Annotated in this window: 13 protein-coding genes; 11 read left to right on the top strand and 2 right to left on the bottom strand. The window is 65.0% G+C overall.

The genetic code is table 11. The features are described 5' to 3' along the window. Positions 1 to 30: 30 nt before the first annotated feature. From araA to AC1DLO_RS03490, 3 genes are all read left to right on the top strand, one after another. Positions 31 to 1551, top strand: a complete 1521-nt coding sequence (araA, locus tag AC1DLO_RS03500; protein WP_476890837.1) for an L-arabinose isomerase — start codon at positions 31 to 33, stop codon at positions 1549 to 1551. Next, the gene (locus tag AC1DLO_RS03495; RefSeq protein WP_476890836.1) at positions 1548 to 2450 is read left to right on the top strand and encodes an aldose 1-epimerase family protein; all 903 of its coding nucleotides are present in this window, start codon (positions 1548 to 1550) and stop codon (positions 2448 to 2450) included. Before araA ends, AC1DLO_RS03495 begins: the two co-directional genes overlap by 4 nt. 61 nt (positions 2451 to 2511) lie before the next feature. After that, the gene (locus AC1DLO_RS03490) at positions 2512 to 2721 is read left to right on the top strand and encodes a hypothetical protein (protein WP_476890835.1); all 210 of its coding nucleotides are present in this window, start codon (positions 2512 to 2514) and stop codon (positions 2719 to 2721) included. 90 nt (positions 2722 to 2811) lie between these two features. On the opposite strand, the gene AC1DLO_RS03485 is transcribed toward AC1DLO_RS03490, so the two are convergent. After that, positions 2812 to 3846: a LacI family DNA-binding transcriptional regulator gene (locus tag AC1DLO_RS03485; RefSeq protein ID WP_476890834.1), complete on the bottom strand. Its 1035-nt coding sequence runs from the start codon at positions 3844 to 3846 to the stop codon at positions 2812 to 2814. A 468-nt stretch (positions 3847 to 4314) separates the two neighbouring features. Further along, positions 4315 to 5244: a carbamate kinase gene (locus AC1DLO_RS03480; RefSeq protein ID WP_184740458.1), complete on the bottom strand. Its 930-nt coding sequence runs from the start codon at positions 5242 to 5244 to the stop codon at positions 4315 to 4317. A 112-nt stretch (positions 5245 to 5356) separates the two neighbouring features. Here AC1DLO_RS03480 and AC1DLO_RS03475 point away from each other — a divergent pair, with 112 nt between their 5' ends. From AC1DLO_RS03475 to AC1DLO_RS03440, 8 genes are all read left to right on the top strand, one after another. Further along, a complete protein-coding gene (locus tag AC1DLO_RS03475; RefSeq protein ID WP_476890833.1) occupies positions 5357 to 6307 on the top strand; it encodes an oxamate carbamoyltransferase subunit AllH family protein in 951 nt (316 codons plus the stop codon). Beyond that, positions 6304 to 7848, top strand: coding sequence for an acyl-CoA synthetase FdrA (gene fdrA, locus AC1DLO_RS03470; protein ID WP_476890832.1), 1545 nt, complete (start codon positions 6304 to 6306; stop codon positions 7846 to 7848). Before AC1DLO_RS03475 ends, fdrA begins: the two co-directional genes overlap by 4 nt. Continuing rightward, positions 7845 to 9266 (top strand): YlbE family protein, encoded by a 1422-nt coding sequence (locus tag AC1DLO_RS03465; RefSeq protein ID WP_476890831.1) that lies wholly within the window; start codon positions 7845 to 7847, stop codon positions 9264 to 9266. The genes fdrA and AC1DLO_RS03465 overlap by 4 nt, the downstream gene beginning before the upstream one ends. 29 nt (positions 9267 to 9295) lie before the next feature. Continuing rightward, positions 9296 to 10609: a cytosine permease gene (locus tag AC1DLO_RS03460; RefSeq protein ID WP_184740448.1), complete on the top strand. Its 1314-nt coding sequence runs from the start codon at positions 9296 to 9298 to the stop codon at positions 10607 to 10609. Positions 10610 to 11300: 691 nt separating this feature from the next. After that, the gene (locus AC1DLO_RS03455; protein ID WP_184740446.1) at positions 11301 to 12545 is read left to right on the top strand and encodes a M24 family metallopeptidase; all 1245 of its coding nucleotides are present in this window, start codon (positions 11301 to 11303) and stop codon (positions 12543 to 12545) included. Between the two features lie 183 nt (positions 12546 to 12728). Beyond that, positions 12729 to 14312, top strand: a complete 1584-nt coding sequence (locus AC1DLO_RS03450; RefSeq protein ID WP_476890830.1) for an ABC transporter substrate-binding protein — start codon at positions 12729 to 12731, stop codon at positions 14310 to 14312. Between the two features lie 5 nt (positions 14313 to 14317). Further along, entirely contained in the window at positions 14318 to 15358 is a 1041-nt protein-coding gene (locus tag AC1DLO_RS03445) for an ABC transporter permease (protein WP_221451534.1), read from the top strand. A gap of 3 nt (positions 15359 to 15361) precedes the next feature. Beyond that, positions 15362 to 16234, top strand: coding sequence for an ABC transporter permease (locus AC1DLO_RS03440; RefSeq protein WP_221451533.1), 873 nt, complete (start codon positions 15362 to 15364; stop codon positions 16232 to 16234). Positions 16235 to 16245 lie beyond the last annotated feature (11 nt).

The following is a 16245-nucleotide window of genomic DNA, read 5'->3' as shown; positions in this document are numbered from 1 at the left end:
GGCAACCACGAACTTTTCCAGGAGAAACGCATGCCCATCGCCCACAACACCTCTCTCGAACACTACGAAGTCTGGTTCCTGACCGGCAGCCAGCACCTCTATGGCGAGGACGTCCTGAAGCAGGTGGCCGCCCAATCCCACGAAATCGCCGCCGCCCTGAACGCCTCCTCACATGTGCCGGTCAAGCTGGTCTGGAAGCCAGTGCTGACGGATGCGGACGCGATCCGCCGCACCGCGCTCGAGGCGAACGCGGAGGACGCCGTGATCGGCGTGACCGCGTGGATGCACACCTTCAGTCCGGCCAAGATGTGGATCCAGGGCCTGGACCTGCTCCGCAAACCCCTCCTGCACCTGCACACCCAGGCGAACGTGGCCCTTCCGTGGGCGGACATCGACTTCGATTTCATGAACCTGAACCAGGCGGCCCACGGGGACCGCGAATTCGGCTACATCCAGTCCCGGCTCGGCGTGCCGCGCAAGACCGTCGTCGGGCACGTGACCAACCCGGAGGTCACACGCCAGGTAGGCGCCTGGCAGCGCGCTGCCGCGGGCTGGGCCGCCGTGCGCACCCTGAAGCTGACCCGTTTCGGGGACAACATGCGCAACGTTGCCGTCACCGAAGGGGACAAGACCGAGGCCGAGCTGCGCTTCGGCGTCTCGGTCAACACCTGGTCGGTCAACGAGCTCGCCGACGCCGTGCACGGCGCCGCGGAGTCCGACGTCGACGCCCTCGTCGCCGAGTACGAGCGCCTCTACGAGGTCGCACCCGAGCTGAAGGCCGGCGCTGCCAGGCATGAATCGCTGCGTTACAGCGCCCGTATCGAACTCGGTCTGCGCAGCATGCTGGAGGCGAACGGCTCGGCCGCGTTCACGACGTCGTTCGAGGATCTGGGCGCGCTGCGGCAGCTTCCCGGGATGGCGGTGCAGAGGCTTATGGCCGACGGCTACGGCTTCGGGGCCGAGGGCGACTGGAAGACCGCGATCCTGGTCCGGGCCGCGAAGGTCATGGGCGCCGGGCTGCCCGGCGGCGCGTCCCTCATGGAGGACTACACCTACCACCTGACCCCGGGGCAGGAGAAGATCCTCGGCGCCCACATGCTCGAAGTCTGCCCCTCCCTGACCAAGGCCAAGCCGCGCGTGGAGATCCACCCGCTGGGCATCGGCGGCAAGGAAGATCCCGTCCGCATGGTCTTCGACACCGACGCCGGCCCTGGTGTGGTCGTCGCGCTGTCGGACATGCGCGACCGCTTCCGCCTCGTGGCGAACGCCGTCGACGTCGTCGACCTCCCCGAACCGCTGCCCAACCTCCCGGTCGCACGGGCGTTGTGGTCACCCAAACCCGACTTCGCGACCTCGGCCGCCGCGTGGCTTACCGCGGGCGCCGCGCACCACACCGTCCTCTCCACCCAGGTAGGCATGGACGTGTTCGAGGACTTCGCCGAGATCGCCCAAACCGAACTGCTCACCATCGACGAGGGCACCACCCTCAAGGCGTTCAAGAAGGAACTGGCCTGGAACGCCGCCTACTACAAACTCGCCAGCGGGCTGTGAACGGCGAGGAATTCCGGCTGGTCGCCGGCGACTACACCGCGTCGGTCGTCCAGCGAGGCGGCGCGCTGCGGCAGCTGACATACCAGGGCCGGGACCTGGTGGTTCCGTTCGACGCCGCCGCGCCCATCCCGGACTACCGGGGCATCATCGCCGCCCCGTGGCCCAACCGGATCGCCGATGGAAGCTACCGCCACGACGGCACCGTGCTGCACCTTCCGCTCAACGAGCCCGCGCGACGGACCGCATTGCACGGACTTGTGTTCAACCAGCTCTGGACACTTCAAGCCGGCAGCAGCGATAGCCTCAGCCTGTCCTGCGAACTTGGCGACAGCCCCGGGTATCCGTTCCCGCTCGCGTTGCAGCTGGACTACCGGCTGGACTCTGGGGGGCTGCACACCACAGTGACAGCAAGAAATCTCGGAAAGCGGACCGCGCCCTACGGTGTGTGCCCGCACCCGTACCTGCTGGCCGGCCCCGCCCCGCTGGACGAATGGGTCCTCGAACTGCCCGCCGAAACCTTCCTGGAAGTCACCACGGACCGGCTGCTGCCCCTCGGAACCCGCCCGGTGGCAGGCCGCGAGTTCGATTTCCGTACACCGCGCACCATCGGGGCGACGGAAATCGACCATGCGTTTACGGACATTAAGTACAACGACGGCGGGACCGCCCGCGTCGTTGTCCGCGACCCCTCGGGAACGGGCGTGGGCATGTCGTGGGACCGGAACAGCCCATGGCTGCAGGTCCACACCGCGGACAAACCCGCGCCGATGCCCAACCGCCTCGGACTGGCCCTGGAACCCATGACCTGCCCACCCGATGCCTTCAACAGCGGGCGGGACCTGGTCCGGCTGGAAGCAGGCTCAGTGCACGAGGCACGGTGGAGCATTTTCGCTGCGTGACAGCAGTCTCTCGATTTCAAGACTCGCCGAAGCATGAACCCGCCACAAAGGAAGGCATAACATGGTCACCCTCACCGAACGCATCGACATATACGTTAACACCCGCAACGACCTTGATCCTCGGCTCGCGGCCGCGGTACGAGACCTACAGGAAACCGCGCTCTATGCCAGGACACGCGGGATCCTCATCACTCGCCACCAACCAGGACACTACACGGCCGAACTCTCCGACCAGGTCCCCTTCGGAATGACTCGAGAGCTTTTCCGCTAATTCCATGGCCCGGTGCCGTCGGCGAGGGCGTCAAGTTCTGGATGAGCGTGTTCACCGACATCAAGAACCGCGTCATGCACGCCGAGAGAATCAGGCGACAGCGCTGCGGATCCCTGCTGACGCGGACTCCCGCGGGACGAGCGTCGCCGGGACCTCGAAGATCCGCGGCCCGGGCTCGTCTCGCTTGCCGCGCCCGGCGATCCTCTCAAGGAGCGCGTCGACGGCCGTCTCGGCGATCTTTGCCCTGTTAGGGTCGATGGTGGTGAGGCTGGGCATGGCGAACTGCGCCTCGGTGACGTTGTCGAAGCCGACCACCGCAACGTCCGTCGGGACACTAATTCCCGAGTGGAACAGGGTGCGGAGGGCTCCGAGGGCCAGTTCGTCATTGAGCGCGAAGACGGCGTCGAATGGTATCTCGCGGCGGATGAGCTCCTGCATGGCCTCGGCCCCGTCGGTTCGGTGCCAGCCTTGCCGATGCACGACCAGGCTTGGGTCGAAGGGGACGCCCGCCTGCTCCAGTGCCGCCCGGTATCCGTCGAGGCGTAAGGACGCCGAGCCGATAATTTCGCCCTCGTGGGCGCCGAGCACCGCGATCCGCTTTCGCCCGGAAGCCAGGAGATGACGCACCGCCATGGCAGCACCTTCGACGTTCTGCATGGTCACATGGTCGGTCGGGCCGTTGAAGATCCGTTCCCCGAGCAGGACGACCGGATAGTCCACCTCGAGCTCTCTTCCGTCGTCGCTGGACAGCCCCAGAGGGGAGAATAGCAATCCGTCCATCATGGAGATCCGGGAGCCGTGAAGCAACTCGATTTCGGACGACCGCTCTCCGCCTGTCTGCTCGATGAGGACTACGTATCCTCGTCGTCGGGCGGCCTCAAGGACAGCGTCTGCGAGCTCGGCGAAGTAGCTGAACTTCAGCTCCGGCACGGCGAGGCCGATCACACCGGTCCTTCCGGCCCGCAGATTTCGGGCCACGAGGTTCGGCTTGTAGCCGAGCTCGGCGATTGCGTTGTTCACCCGCTCGCGCGTGCTGTCCCGGATGAACTCGAAACCATTGACAACGTTAGAAACGGTTTTGACGGAAACCCCCGCCAGGGCCGCGACATCGCGCAGAGTGGCCACTACAACCTCCTAGGCTTGAAGCACATAGTACCCAGGGGTCCGGATTTCGGGCACGAGGTCCGGAATCTTTGGGGGATGCGCCCTTGACGGCGCGTACCCCTGGGACAGCGGGAGCACGGGGGCCGACGGCGACAACCCGGACATGCGCGCAAGTTCAGCCCCCTTCTTCCCGCTGACGAGGATCCAGCGGGTTCGCAGCCTCTATTTTGCAACGTTGTACTCACGATGTAAAGGTGGTGGCCGATCGGCGAACCGCGTATTCGCGTTGTCGGATCGGCGCGACTGAGGAGTCCCTTGGAGTACCGCGTCGGCCGAAGAACCGTCCTTGACTCGCATCCTTGCCTGGTAGTCCTCGGTCAGTGCCGTGACGTGTTCGGCACTGAAGGAACGAAGTTTGACTGACCCGCTACTTTGTTTCGAATAGGCTTGTAGGACGCCCACGGAAGGCCCTCCGAGCTGCGGAGCTGCTTAGGCGAAAACGATGCCCTCCGGAACATCTGGGCGGATTTCCGTCCCGACCTTGCGCGCCAGCAGGTCGTCCAGGCGGTCCAGCGGGCCAATCAGGGCGCGGCCGCCGGCCTTGGCGACACGGATCGCGGCGTCGACCTTCGGCTTCATGGATCCCTCGGCGAAAGCCAGCTCGGAGATGGCCTCCGGCGAGGCCGTGAGGATGTCGCGCTGCTCGGGGGTGCCCCAGTTTTCGCTGACGTAGTCGCCGTCGGTGAGCATAATGAGGGTGTCGGCCCCGAGCTCCGCGGCAAGGGCAGCACTGGCAAGGTCTTTGTCGACAACGGCCTGCATACCGGTCTGGCGGCCTTTTCCGTCGATCTTCACAGGAACGCCGCCCCCGCCGACGCACACTACGAGGCGGCCCTTTTCCAGGAGCAGCCGGACCAGCGGTGCCTGGAGGATGCTAACGGGGTCCGGAGAAGGAACTACACGGCGGAAGGCGTTGCCGTCCTTGGCAATCGTCCAGCGGTACTCGGACGCGGCTTCCGCGGCATCCTGCGCGGAGTACTGGGGGCCGATGAGCTTGGTGGGCCGTTCAAAGGCGGGATCGTGTTCGTCTACGACAGTGGTGGTCACGACGGCGGCAACCTCCCGTTCCCCAGCCAGGGCATTGGATAGTTCCTGCTGGATGACGTACCCGATCATGCCTTGGGTCTCGGCGCCAAGGATGTCTAGGGGGTATGCGGCGACGTCCTGGTAGGCAAGGTTCTGCAGGGCAAGCAAGCCGACCTGGGGACCGTTGCCGTGCGTGATCACCAGCTCGTGCTCCTTTGCCAGGGCGGCAAGGGCTTGACAGCTTGCTTTCACGTTCGCACGCAGGCGGTCTGCCGTCATCGGCTCACCGCGGCGGGCCAGGGCGTTTCCGCCCAGTGCAACCACTAGTCGCATTTGAATCCTCCTCTGGAATTGGCTTCAAGATACTGATGATGGTATACCATCATCAGAACCAGCGGTCGAACGGGCCGCGTCTCGCCCTTGGAAGGCGGACACAAGGAGGGTTATGAAAACATCGGCGCGGCCGAACCGTATACCATCCGTTTCCTTGGATTCGGTCTTGCTGCCTGCCCTCCGTGAGAATCCGGGCACGGGAAAAGTACATTCGGTCTTTGACCGGGTCATCAACGTCCTGGCTCCGTGCGGGCAGTTGGTCGCCCTTGCCGCCCAACAATTGGATGACGCACCGTGGACTATCCGTGCCGAAGTGCGCGACTGGAGCAGGGAGGATGTCCAGGCCGGCGATCCGGTGGCCTTCAGCGCGCAGCAGATCCGTTTCGAGAGCCCGGACGCACCTACAGTGTTGCTGTCCGGAGCCCGGGAATGGTTCGCGAAGAAGGTCTCGTTGGAACATCTCGCGGCAGAGGAGTTCCAAATGCGCGGCCATGTCCTGGCTGGACTGCTCGACGAACTCGGCATCCGTGGCGGAATCCTTGAGGAGTCCGCCCAGAAGGAGTCGGCGCACGCCAATGCCTTCGAGGAACAAATCGCCGCAGGCCTGCGCAACGGATGCGAGGCCCTCATGGCTGCAATCCGTGCCAACCAGCCCGACCGCATCGGCGAGACCGCGTTGCAACTGCTCGGTCTCGGCCCCGGACTTACCCCGGCCGGCGACGATTTCCTCAGCGGCCTGACATTGCTCGCGGCCCAGCCCGGAAGTCGGCTCGGCGGGGCACGCGAAGTGATCTCCGCCGTCGTCGGGCAATATTCAGACCGCACCACCCTGCTTAGCTGGACGACGCTGCGGGAATCGCTCGATGGGCGCGCCCGCGAAAGCGTCCTCGAGCTGCTCAGCCAGCTCTTCCGCCAACGCGCGGAAAGCCCGGCCGAACTTGCCCGGCACCTCCGAGCCCCGGTGAACCGCGCTTTGCGCATTGGCCACACCTCGGGAACAGACATCCTGTCCGGCCTTCTGGCCGGACTCCGCCTCGAAACAGAACTGAGAGGATCCATGTGAGTGTCACAGCGGTGATCAAGAAGAACAGCTATTTCGATTCGGTATCGCTGATGTCGATATCGACGAAAGCGAACGGGATCGACGGCGTCGAACAGGCGTTCGTCGCGATGGCGACCGAGATGAACAAGGGAGTTCTGAAGAACCTCGGTCTGCTCACCCCCGAACTCGCCGAGGCGGGCAACGGCGACCTGATGATCGTCGTCGTCCCATCCGGCGGCGGGAACGCCGACGCGATCGTCCCGCAGATCGAGGAACTGCTCACACGCCGGGCACCGTCCGGCGGCGCGGCGGAGATCTCGTACCGCACCATTGCCGCGGCCGCACATGCCGACGCCGGGGCGAACCTGGCGATCATCGCGGTCAACGGCGCCTATGCCGGGCGCGAGGCACGCAAGGCCCTTGAAAACGGGATGAGCGTGATGATGTTCAGCGACAACGTCCCCGTTGAAGAGGAAATCGCACTGAAGGCTCTTGCCCACGAGCAAGGCCTGCTCATGATGGGCCCCGATTGCGGAACGGCCATCATCAGCAACGTAGCCCTCTGCTTCGGCAACGCCGTCCGCCCCGGCCCGGTCGGCATCGTCGCCGCGTCCGGCACCGGTTCGCAGGAGGTCAGCGTCCGAATCCACGCGCTGGGCGGCGGCGTCTCCCAGCTGATCGGTACCGGCGGGCGCGACCTGAGCGCCGAAGTCGGCGGAGTCATGATGATCGACGGAATCCGAGCCCTCGCGGCGGACCCGAAGACCGAAGCGATAGTCCTGGTGTCCAAGCCGCCCGCGCCGGAGGTTGAGAAGAAGGTACTCGCGGAAGTCGCCGACGCCGGCAAGCCCGTGGTGGTGTACTTCATCGGCGGTTCCGAGGAAGCCGTCACCGCTGCAGGCGGTCACTTCGCCGCGAGCAGCCTCGACGCCGCCCTGGCCGCCGTGCGGCTCACAGGCTCGCCTTCTGCCACTGCCCTGGCCGTCGACGCCGCGCGCATCGAATCCGTGCGCGCCCGGCTCTCCCCGGAACAGACGAACATCCGCGGCCTTTTCTGCGGCGGCACCCTATGCGACGAGTCGATGTACGCGCTACTCGACGACGGCGAGGAAGTCTGGAGCAACATCCAGAAGAACCCGGAATTCGTGCTCGGCACGGGCAGCCCGAGCACCGGGCACACCTTCCTCGACTTCGGCGACGACGAATTCACCAACGGTCGCCCGCACCCGATGATCGATCCTTCCTTGCGCCTGGCCCGCCTGGTCGAAGAGGCGAAGGATCCCTCCGTCGCGGCCATCATCATGGACTTCGTGTTGGGCTTTGGCGCCCACGAAGACCCGGTAGGTGTCACCCTCCCGGCGATTACCGAAGCCAAGAAGATTGCCGCCGACGCAGGACGCCACCTTGAGATCGTGGCGTACGTCCTCGGGACGGACTTGGATACGCCAGGCCTCGCGGCCCAAACTGCGGCCCTTGAAAGGGCCGGGGTCATCGTTACCAGCAGCAGCACCGAGACGGGCGAATTCGCCCGTGCATTGGTGCGGGAAGGAATCAAGGCATGAGCATGTCGAAGCTTTTCGACAGTGAGTTGAACGTCATCAACGTCGGCCTGGCAATGTTCGAAGAGGATATTGCCGCGCAGGGCGCCAAGGTCCGCACCCTTGACTGGACCCCTCCCGGCGGCGGCAAGCCGAAGGTGATCGCCGCGCTGGATAAGCTTGAGCGGCCGGAGCTCGCGGAGAAGATTGGCGCCGCGAACGCTGAGGCGGCGGACCGCATCATGAGCGCCAAACCGATGCTGGTGGGCTTCGGCCGCGCACTCGACGTCGTTCCCGGCATGACCGCCACCACCATCCTGCACGCCGGCCCGCCCATCACCTGGGAGCGGATGTCCGGCCCGATGAAAGGTGCTGTCACCGGTGCGCTGGTCTTCGAAGGCCTCGCCGCCGATCTCGTTGAGGCCGAAGACGTGGCCGCCTCCGGGAAGATTACCTTCTCGCCCTGCCACGAGCACGACTGCGTGGGCTCCATGGCCGGCGTCACCTCCGCATCCATGTATATGCACGTGGTCCACAACGAGACGCACGGCAACTACGCCTACACCAACTTGTCAGAGCAGATGGCCAAGATCCTGCGCATGGGCGCCAACGACCAGAGCGTCATTGACCGCCTCGTCTGGATGCGGGACGTCCTGGGCCCCATGCTCAAGGAAGCCATGGAAATCGGCGGGGCTATCGACCTGCGCCTGATGCTCGCCCAGGCCCTCCACATGGGCGACGAAGCGCACAACCGCAACGTCGCCGGCACTGTGTTGCTTTTCCAGGCCCTGGCGCCCGCCCTCCTACAGACCAGCTTCAGCACGGAGCAGAAGAAGGAAGTCTTCGACTTCATCGCCAGCTCCGACTACTTCTCCGGCCCCACCTGGATGGCGACGGCGAAAGCGGCCCTCGACGCCGCCCACGGGATCGAAGGCTCCACCATCGTGACCACCATGGCGCGCAACGGCGTCGAATTCGGTATCCGCGTGAGCGGCCTGCCCGGCAACCACTGGCTCACGGGGCCGGCCCAGAAGGTCATCGGGCCGATGTTCGCCGGCTACAAGCCGGAAGACTCCGGGCTGGACATCGGCGACAGCGCGATCACTGAGACCTATGGATTCGGCGGCTTCGCCATGGCCGCGGCCCCGGCGATCGTCGCGCTCGTGGGGGGCACAGTGGAAGACGCGGTCGCCTACACGCACGCGATGGCTGAAATCACCACCACCGAGAACCGGAACATCACCATCCCATCGCTGGGCTTCCAAGGCCTGCCGACGGCGATCGACGTCCGCAAAGTGCTGGACACCGGCATCCTCCCGGTCATCAACACCGCCATCGCGCACAAGGATGCCGGCATCGGCATGATCGGCGCCGGCATCACCCACCCACCGGTCGAGGCGTTCGAGAAGGCAATCATCGCCCTCGCGGACAAGCTCGCCTGAACCGACCCCAAGAGAAAGCAGTCGCTGATATGACAACACCGCCAGACACAGTTGAAGTCACGGCTGCCGGGGCCGGTCTCGAATCCGAATTCGAGCACTCCCCGGTTCCCGAGTCCCACCGGAAATCTCTCCTGACGGTTTCGGCCGTCTGGTTTGGATTCCCGATGATCCTCACTAATGCCGTCCCCGGTGGCCTCGTGGTTGCCTTGCTCGGTTTCTGGCAAGGCCTCGCCGCGATTGTCGTGGCCAATCTCTTCATGTTCGTCTACGTCAGCCTGCTGAGCTATCGGGCCGGCAAGACGGGCAAGAGCTTCGCTCTGCAAGCCACCGAAACCTTCGGGACCGCCGGCTATGCCATTGCCTCAGGCTTCCTGGCCACCGTGGTGGTGGGCTGGTTCGCCTTCAACACCGGCGCCACAGGCGCCAGCCTGAACAAGGCGTTCGGCTGGAACGAGGCGCTGGTAGTTGCCGTTGCCGGTGTCGCGTTCATCGCGGTGACCTATCTTGGCATCAAGGCGCTGTCCTGGCTGGGTGCCATCGCGGCTCCGTTGTTCATCGTGGTGGTGATCATCGCCATCGCGATCGCGGCGCAGAGCCACGACCTGGGCCAGATCGTGAACTACCAGGGCGTGGGCGGCGGTGCCATGACCTTCGGTGTGGCCGTCACCTCGATCATGGCAACTTTCGCCGATTCCGGAACCATGACGGCGGACTTCACCCGCTGGTCGAAGAACGGCCGCGAAGCCGTGCTTGCCACGGTCACCGCGTTCCCGTTCGCGAGCCTCGTGGCCCAACTCAGCGGCGGCCTGCTGGTCGCAGCCGGCGCCATAGCGGCCGCGGAGACCGCCGGCGGCAACTTCACCCCGATCCTCACCGGCGTGAACAACCCGTTCCTCAACGCCCTGGTGGTGGTGTTCGTGGTTATCAATCTCGGTTCGGTGTGCACGCACTGCCTCTACAACGGCGCGCTGGGCTGGTCCCATCTGACCCGGTCCAGGATGCGACTCCTCACCTTGGTGCTGGGGGTAATCGGCGTGGTGGTGGCTCTGCTGGGTGCGTGGAACTACTTCGTGAACTGGCTCGCCTTCCTGGGCGTGCTGGTCCCGCCGCTCGGAGCCGTGCTCATCGCGGACCAGATCATCTTGCGCAAGCGCCTTGCCGACCGGGGTGAGGCGAAGATCCGCCCGACGGCGTTCATCGCCTGGGCCATCGGGGCCGCGGCCGCCGTCGTGGTCCACTTCAACGCGCCGATGCTTTCGGATGCCGTAGTGGGCCTAGTTGTCGGTCTTGTCGCCTACCTCGCGATCGAGTCGCTGTCCGGCCGGGCAACGGCAGGGAGGTAGGTCTAAGCGCAGCTAGTTGCATAGGGTGTGCCTCCAAATTCGGTTCGGTGGCTTTTGGCGTGCTTGTTGGGTGTGTCATTTGCGCAGCTGACGGATGAGCAGTGGTCTGGTTTGCTGCCGACGGCCCACCTGAAACTCTTTTGGCCCCCACGAGTTGGGGCACGCCGTGCCAGCGTCGAGGCGGTCTGCTTCCCGCAGCCCCTGTGTCGCCGGTGGCCGCTTCTGCGGCTTCCTCTCGGAGGGCGACGTCGATAATCACCGGGCGCCGTCGTTTTAGGTGCCCTGGCTCGTCCCCCACATGCGGCTGCGGGGGACCGATCGCGATGACGGCTGCCCAGCAGCCTGCTGACCCTCGTCGGGCGTCCCGGATGGCCCGCAAACGCCACCATGGGTCATCCCGCCGCGCTGCCGGTGCCGGGTTTTCGCCGAACAAGAATTCCACTCTGTGGAAATTAGATTTTCTCTTGCGGAAAAATGTGACGAGAATTATATTGAGTCCACCCCTCCCTGGGGCGTCAACGAAGACAGATTGGCTCTGAATCATGAACATTTCAGACTCAACAGTGCCGAAGGTGAGTTCGGCACTGGGGGAGACGGGTGCGAAGTCCATTCCGCGCACCGTCCCCGCATCACTGATCGCCAGAAATGGCGTCGAATCCCCCCGCTCCGGCCTGATCCCAGACGGCGCACGATGATCCCGGCGAACAGCGCAGCCACTGTGTTGGAGCGCTTCACCGCCAAGCTCCCCCTCAGCGTCCTCCGGGAGCGCATCGCCAGGGTCCGGGCCGTGTTGAAGGACCAGGGCATCGACGCCCTGGTGGTCTTCGCCAGCCCCCGTTCCCTGGGATCCCGGACCCGGACTACCGGATACGTCCAGTACCTGGCCGGTTTCACATCCAAGCCGACACCCTCCACAGTAGTGCTCACGGCGTCCGGCGAAGGAGCGGTCCTGACCTTCGGCGCCCACGAGACGCGCGAGTTCGGACTGCGCTCCGGCTGGCTGGGGGAGATCATCCAGGCCGGCGAGCAGCGCTCCCACCCCGCGGTGGCCGCCAGGTTCCTGGCGGAAGCGGGAGTCACCCCCGGATCCCGGCTGGGCGTCATCGGAACCGACGAGCTGAGCCACGCGTCTTATCTCGCGGTGGAGCAGGAACTCGGCGGATACGAGACCGTCGCTGCTGACAGCCTGCTGGACCGCCTGCGGCTGACCCGGGCCCCGGAGGAGGTGGAGATGTTCCGCGTCTCCGCGAAGATCTCCGACGCGATGGTGGCGGCTGCTTTTGCGGAGTCGATCCGCCCTGGAGCCTCCGGTCCCTCCATCATGGCGGAGATCGAGCACACAGGCAGGCTCCTCGGAGCCGATCTGGCCAATTGCTGGCTGTCCGTCGGAGAAGCTCCTCCCACCACGTACTTCGAGTTCATGGAACTGCCCCAGGAGGTCACCTCGCGTGACCGCGTGCAGATGGGCACCACCACGGCCTACGAAGGATACTTTGGTCAGTGCCTCAGGATGGGAGTAAGGGGAACCCCGAGCCGAGAGCTCGCTGAGTACTCCGAGATCCTCCTGAAGATCCAGGACGCCGCCCTCGGAGTCATGCGCCCCGGCGAGCCCTTGCACCGGGTCATCGACGTCATCGAGGAGATGTACGCGGCGCACGCACCCTACACGCGGGGAACCGACCCCTTCCGTTTCCAAAGCTGCCACGGACTCGGGCTCAGCTACGTCGAGCCCGGCATGGCCCGGGACCTGAACCCCCTGAGGGACAAGTCCCTCGACCCCAGTGGTGTTCTGATCGAACCCAACATGGTCATCGAAGTCCACCCCAACTTCACTGTTCCCGGACTGGGCTGCGTCGTCGCCGGCGACATGGCGCTCGTCACGGAAGACGGTGCCGAATGGATCACCGAGTCACCCCGCGGAATCTGGGAACTCTGATTCCGCTCTGTTCGTCGTGTCACCGCTGAAGGCGCCCCTGACCTGCCGAACCCCAAAAAGAACATCCTCGCTTAGCGGACCTCACGCAAGGACCCGCCCACTTGGCGACCAAAAATAGCAGCGTCTCCGTGCTGCTGCTCACCCCTCGGAATCCCACTGACAAGCCTCTCAGGAGCCCCCAAAATGACCTCCAATCCCCGCCGTTCAAGGACCATCGCCCGTACCGCTATCTTGACCGTCCCCCTCGTCGCTTCCATGCTGACGGCCTGCACTGCAGGCGGAAGCTCCAGTGGCGGTGGCGGCGACGCCAGCGGTGGCTCGTCGTCGATCGTCGTGGCCTTCAAGCACGAGTTCAACACAATGGACCCGCTGCGGTCGGACTACGCCCAGACGAACATGGTCGACAATGTGCTCTACGAGCCGCTGGTCAAGTTCGACGCCAAGAACAACATGGTCGGCTCGCTGGCCACCGAGTTCAAGTTGGCCCCGGACGCCAAGTCGATCGCGTTCACCCTCCGTGACAACGTGACCTTCCACGATGGCACCCCCCTCACGGCCAAGGACGTCAAGTTCAGCTTGGACCGCTACGTACGGTTGGGCCAAGGAATCGCCTCCCAGCTGCAGGGCTACGCCTCCACCACCGTCGTCGATGACAAGCACGTGGTGCTCAACCTGAAGGCTCCCAACGCCTTCTTCATCAACGGCATCGCCAATGTCTACATCTTGGAAGCCGACATGGTCTCCAAGAACGCCGGGTCCGACGACAGCCAGGGCTGGCTGCAGTCCCATGAGGCCGGCACCGGCCCCTACCAAGGCACCGGGACGTCCTCCGCCGACGGCACCACCGTCACCCGCTACGACAAGTACTGGGGATTCGACGACAAGCGGCCCACCCAGATGGTCTTCCGCCGCATCGACGAAAGCGCCACTGAGCGTGACGAGCTGAAGGCCGGCAACGTGGACATCGCCTTCGGCGTCTCGGCGGTCGACGCTGCGGCCCTGAAGGACCAGCAGAACGTGGACGTCGCTTTCCTCAAGACTTCCGGCCAGACTCAGCTGTTCTTCAACACCTCAACCGGTGCCACCGCCAACCCCCAGATCCGCGAGGGTCTCAGACTGGCCTTTGACTACGCGGGCGGCTTCCAGAAGATCCTCAACAGCAACGGCACCATCGCCTCCGGCACCGTCTCCGACGCCTTCACCTGCCGCCCGGAGAACTCCACGCCGTCGGCCCAGGACAAGGACAAGGCCAAGCAATTGCTGGCCGGCCTCGGATCCCAGGCCCTGGAGCTCCGCTACCAGTCCGTGGACTCCGTGCAGACCCAGCTCGCAACGCTCTTCCAGTCCAATCTGAAGGACCTGGGTGTGACCGTCAACCTGGTGCCGATCGCCTTCCCGGACTACCTCAAGACCCTGTCCAACCCAGCCACGATCCCGTCCATGATGCTGCTGAACGACTACATCCTGACCCCTGACCCCGGTGCCAGCCTGGACAAGCTCTACAACTCCAAGAACATCGGCAGTACGAACAAGGGCGCCTACAGCAACAGCAAGGTCGACGAGCTCCTCGCCCAGGCGCGCACCATCGCCGACTCGGGCAAACGCTGCGATCTGTACAAGCAGGTCGAAGCCCAGGTCTCCCAGGACTCCGTCTCTGCGAACCTGTACCAGGTGACGTTCCCGGTCGGCTACCGAAAGGGCCTTCAGGGCATCGTCTTCGACTGGTCCGCAACCCCCATGTCCTTCTTCAACGTCCGGGTGGGGTGACCACGGTGGCGAACAACCCCAAACAGCAGACAGCAGTCTTCCTGCTGAGAAAGGCCGCGTCTTCCTTCATCACGCTGGTCGGTCTGAGCGCCTTCGTTTTCATGATGGTCAAGCTCATCCCCGGTGACGAAGCGCGCGTGGCCGCAGGTGAGAACGCGTCCGTCGAACAGGTGGAAGCGATCCGCCACAGCCTGGGCTTCGACCAGCCGGTCCCCGTACAGTTTGTGGCTTTCATCGGCCGCCTGTTGCACGGTGACCTGGGAACGTCCATCACCACGCATGTCTCGGTCACTCAGGGCATCCAGCAGGTGCTGCCCCAGACCATCGAATTGGTCCTGCTCGCCGTGCTCATCGTGGTCACGGTCGTGGTCCCGCTGGCCACGGTCTCGGCGCTGCACCGGGACGGCAAGATCGACTACACCTTCAAGATCCTCGTGATCGTGAGCGCCGGTCTCCCCACCTTCTGGCTCGCACTGCTCCTGCAGTATGGCCTGGGCACCAAGGCGCAGCTGTTCCCCATCTCGGGGCGTCTGTCCCGCAACATGCACGTGCCGACCCGGACCGGCTCCGTGGTCCTGGACTCCCTTTTGGCCGGGAACCCGCTCGCCGCGTGGGACGGCCTCCAGCACCTCATCCTGCCGGCAGTCGTCCTCGCCCTTCCGTTCGGGGCGCAGCTCTACAGGATGCTGCGGGCGGAGCTCATCCAGGTGCTCGCTCGCGAGCACCTCACAGTCGCCCGTGCAAAGGGCGTCCCCCAGAGGCAGCTGGTGATGCAGCACGTGTTGCCCAACTCTATCGGTCCCTCGATCACCCTGGTGGGTATCCAGTTCGGGGCCATGGTGGGCGCCGCGGTGCTGGTGGAGTCGGTGTTCGGGCTGGTGGGAATCGGTTCCTACCTGACCAACGCCGTGAGCCAGAAGGACACCTTCGCCGTCCTCGGCGGGGTCCTGGTCATCGGTGCACTCGTGGTCGTCTCGAACTTCGTCGTAGATATTTTGCAATTGGTCCGCGACCCGCGCCTGCGGGCCGGCCAGTTAGGAGCATGAACCGTGGCCGCAACCCTTCCTGTGTTCGTCCCCGAGCGACGCAGCTGGCGCCGGACTGTCAGCGGGCTCCCGGGCATGCAGCTGATCGTCCCGACGGTGGTGGTGCTCCTCCTGGTGCTCGCCATCGTAGGGCCGCTGATTGCCCCGGATGCCTTGGTCTACCGATCTGACATCCTGAGCGCGCTTGCTCCGCCGAGCAGTACGCACTGGCTCGGCACCGACGAACAGGGCCGCGACGTCTTCTGGCGCATCATCGCCGGCGCGCAGTCCTCCCTGTTGTCCGCCGTCGCAATCGTCACCGGCTTTTCCTTCGTGGGGGTCCTGGTAGCCACCCTGGCCACCCTTGGTGGCAAGTGGGCGGACGAAGTCCTGATGCGCGTCGTCGACGCCGCCTTGGCCTTTCCGCCGATCATCTTCGCCCTCGGTGTCGCTGCGGCCCTCGGCCCGAGCCTCAACTCGGCCATCATCGCGATGATCCTCACCGGCTGGCCCGTCACGGCACGCGTACTGCGAGGCGTCATGAAGGAGACCATGAGCCAGCCTTTCGTGGAGAACGCCCGCGTCCTGGGCGTCTCGCGGACCCGGCTCATGCTCCGGCACGTCCTTCCGAACTCTTTGGACGTGCTAGTGGTCAAGTGGGCGGGCGACGTCGGCAACACCATTCTGATCCTCGGTGGCCTTTCCTTCGTGGGCGTGGGCGCGCAGCCCCCCAGCGCGGAGTGGGGAGCCATGGTGACCAGCGCCAAGGGTGTCATCGCCACCGCATGGTGGGCGGCGTTCACCCCCGGCATTGCCATCGCGATCACGGCGACGGCCTTCGGCCTCCTGGGTGACATACTCCAGGTCCGCTTTAATCCTGCACTCCGCAAACGGTGAGGACCGGAACA

This window comes from Arthrobacter sp. 01T419 (assembly GCF_056398865.1).
Note: the sequence above shows the minus strand (reverse complement) of the source record. Positions and strands in the feature narration are given on the sequence as shown.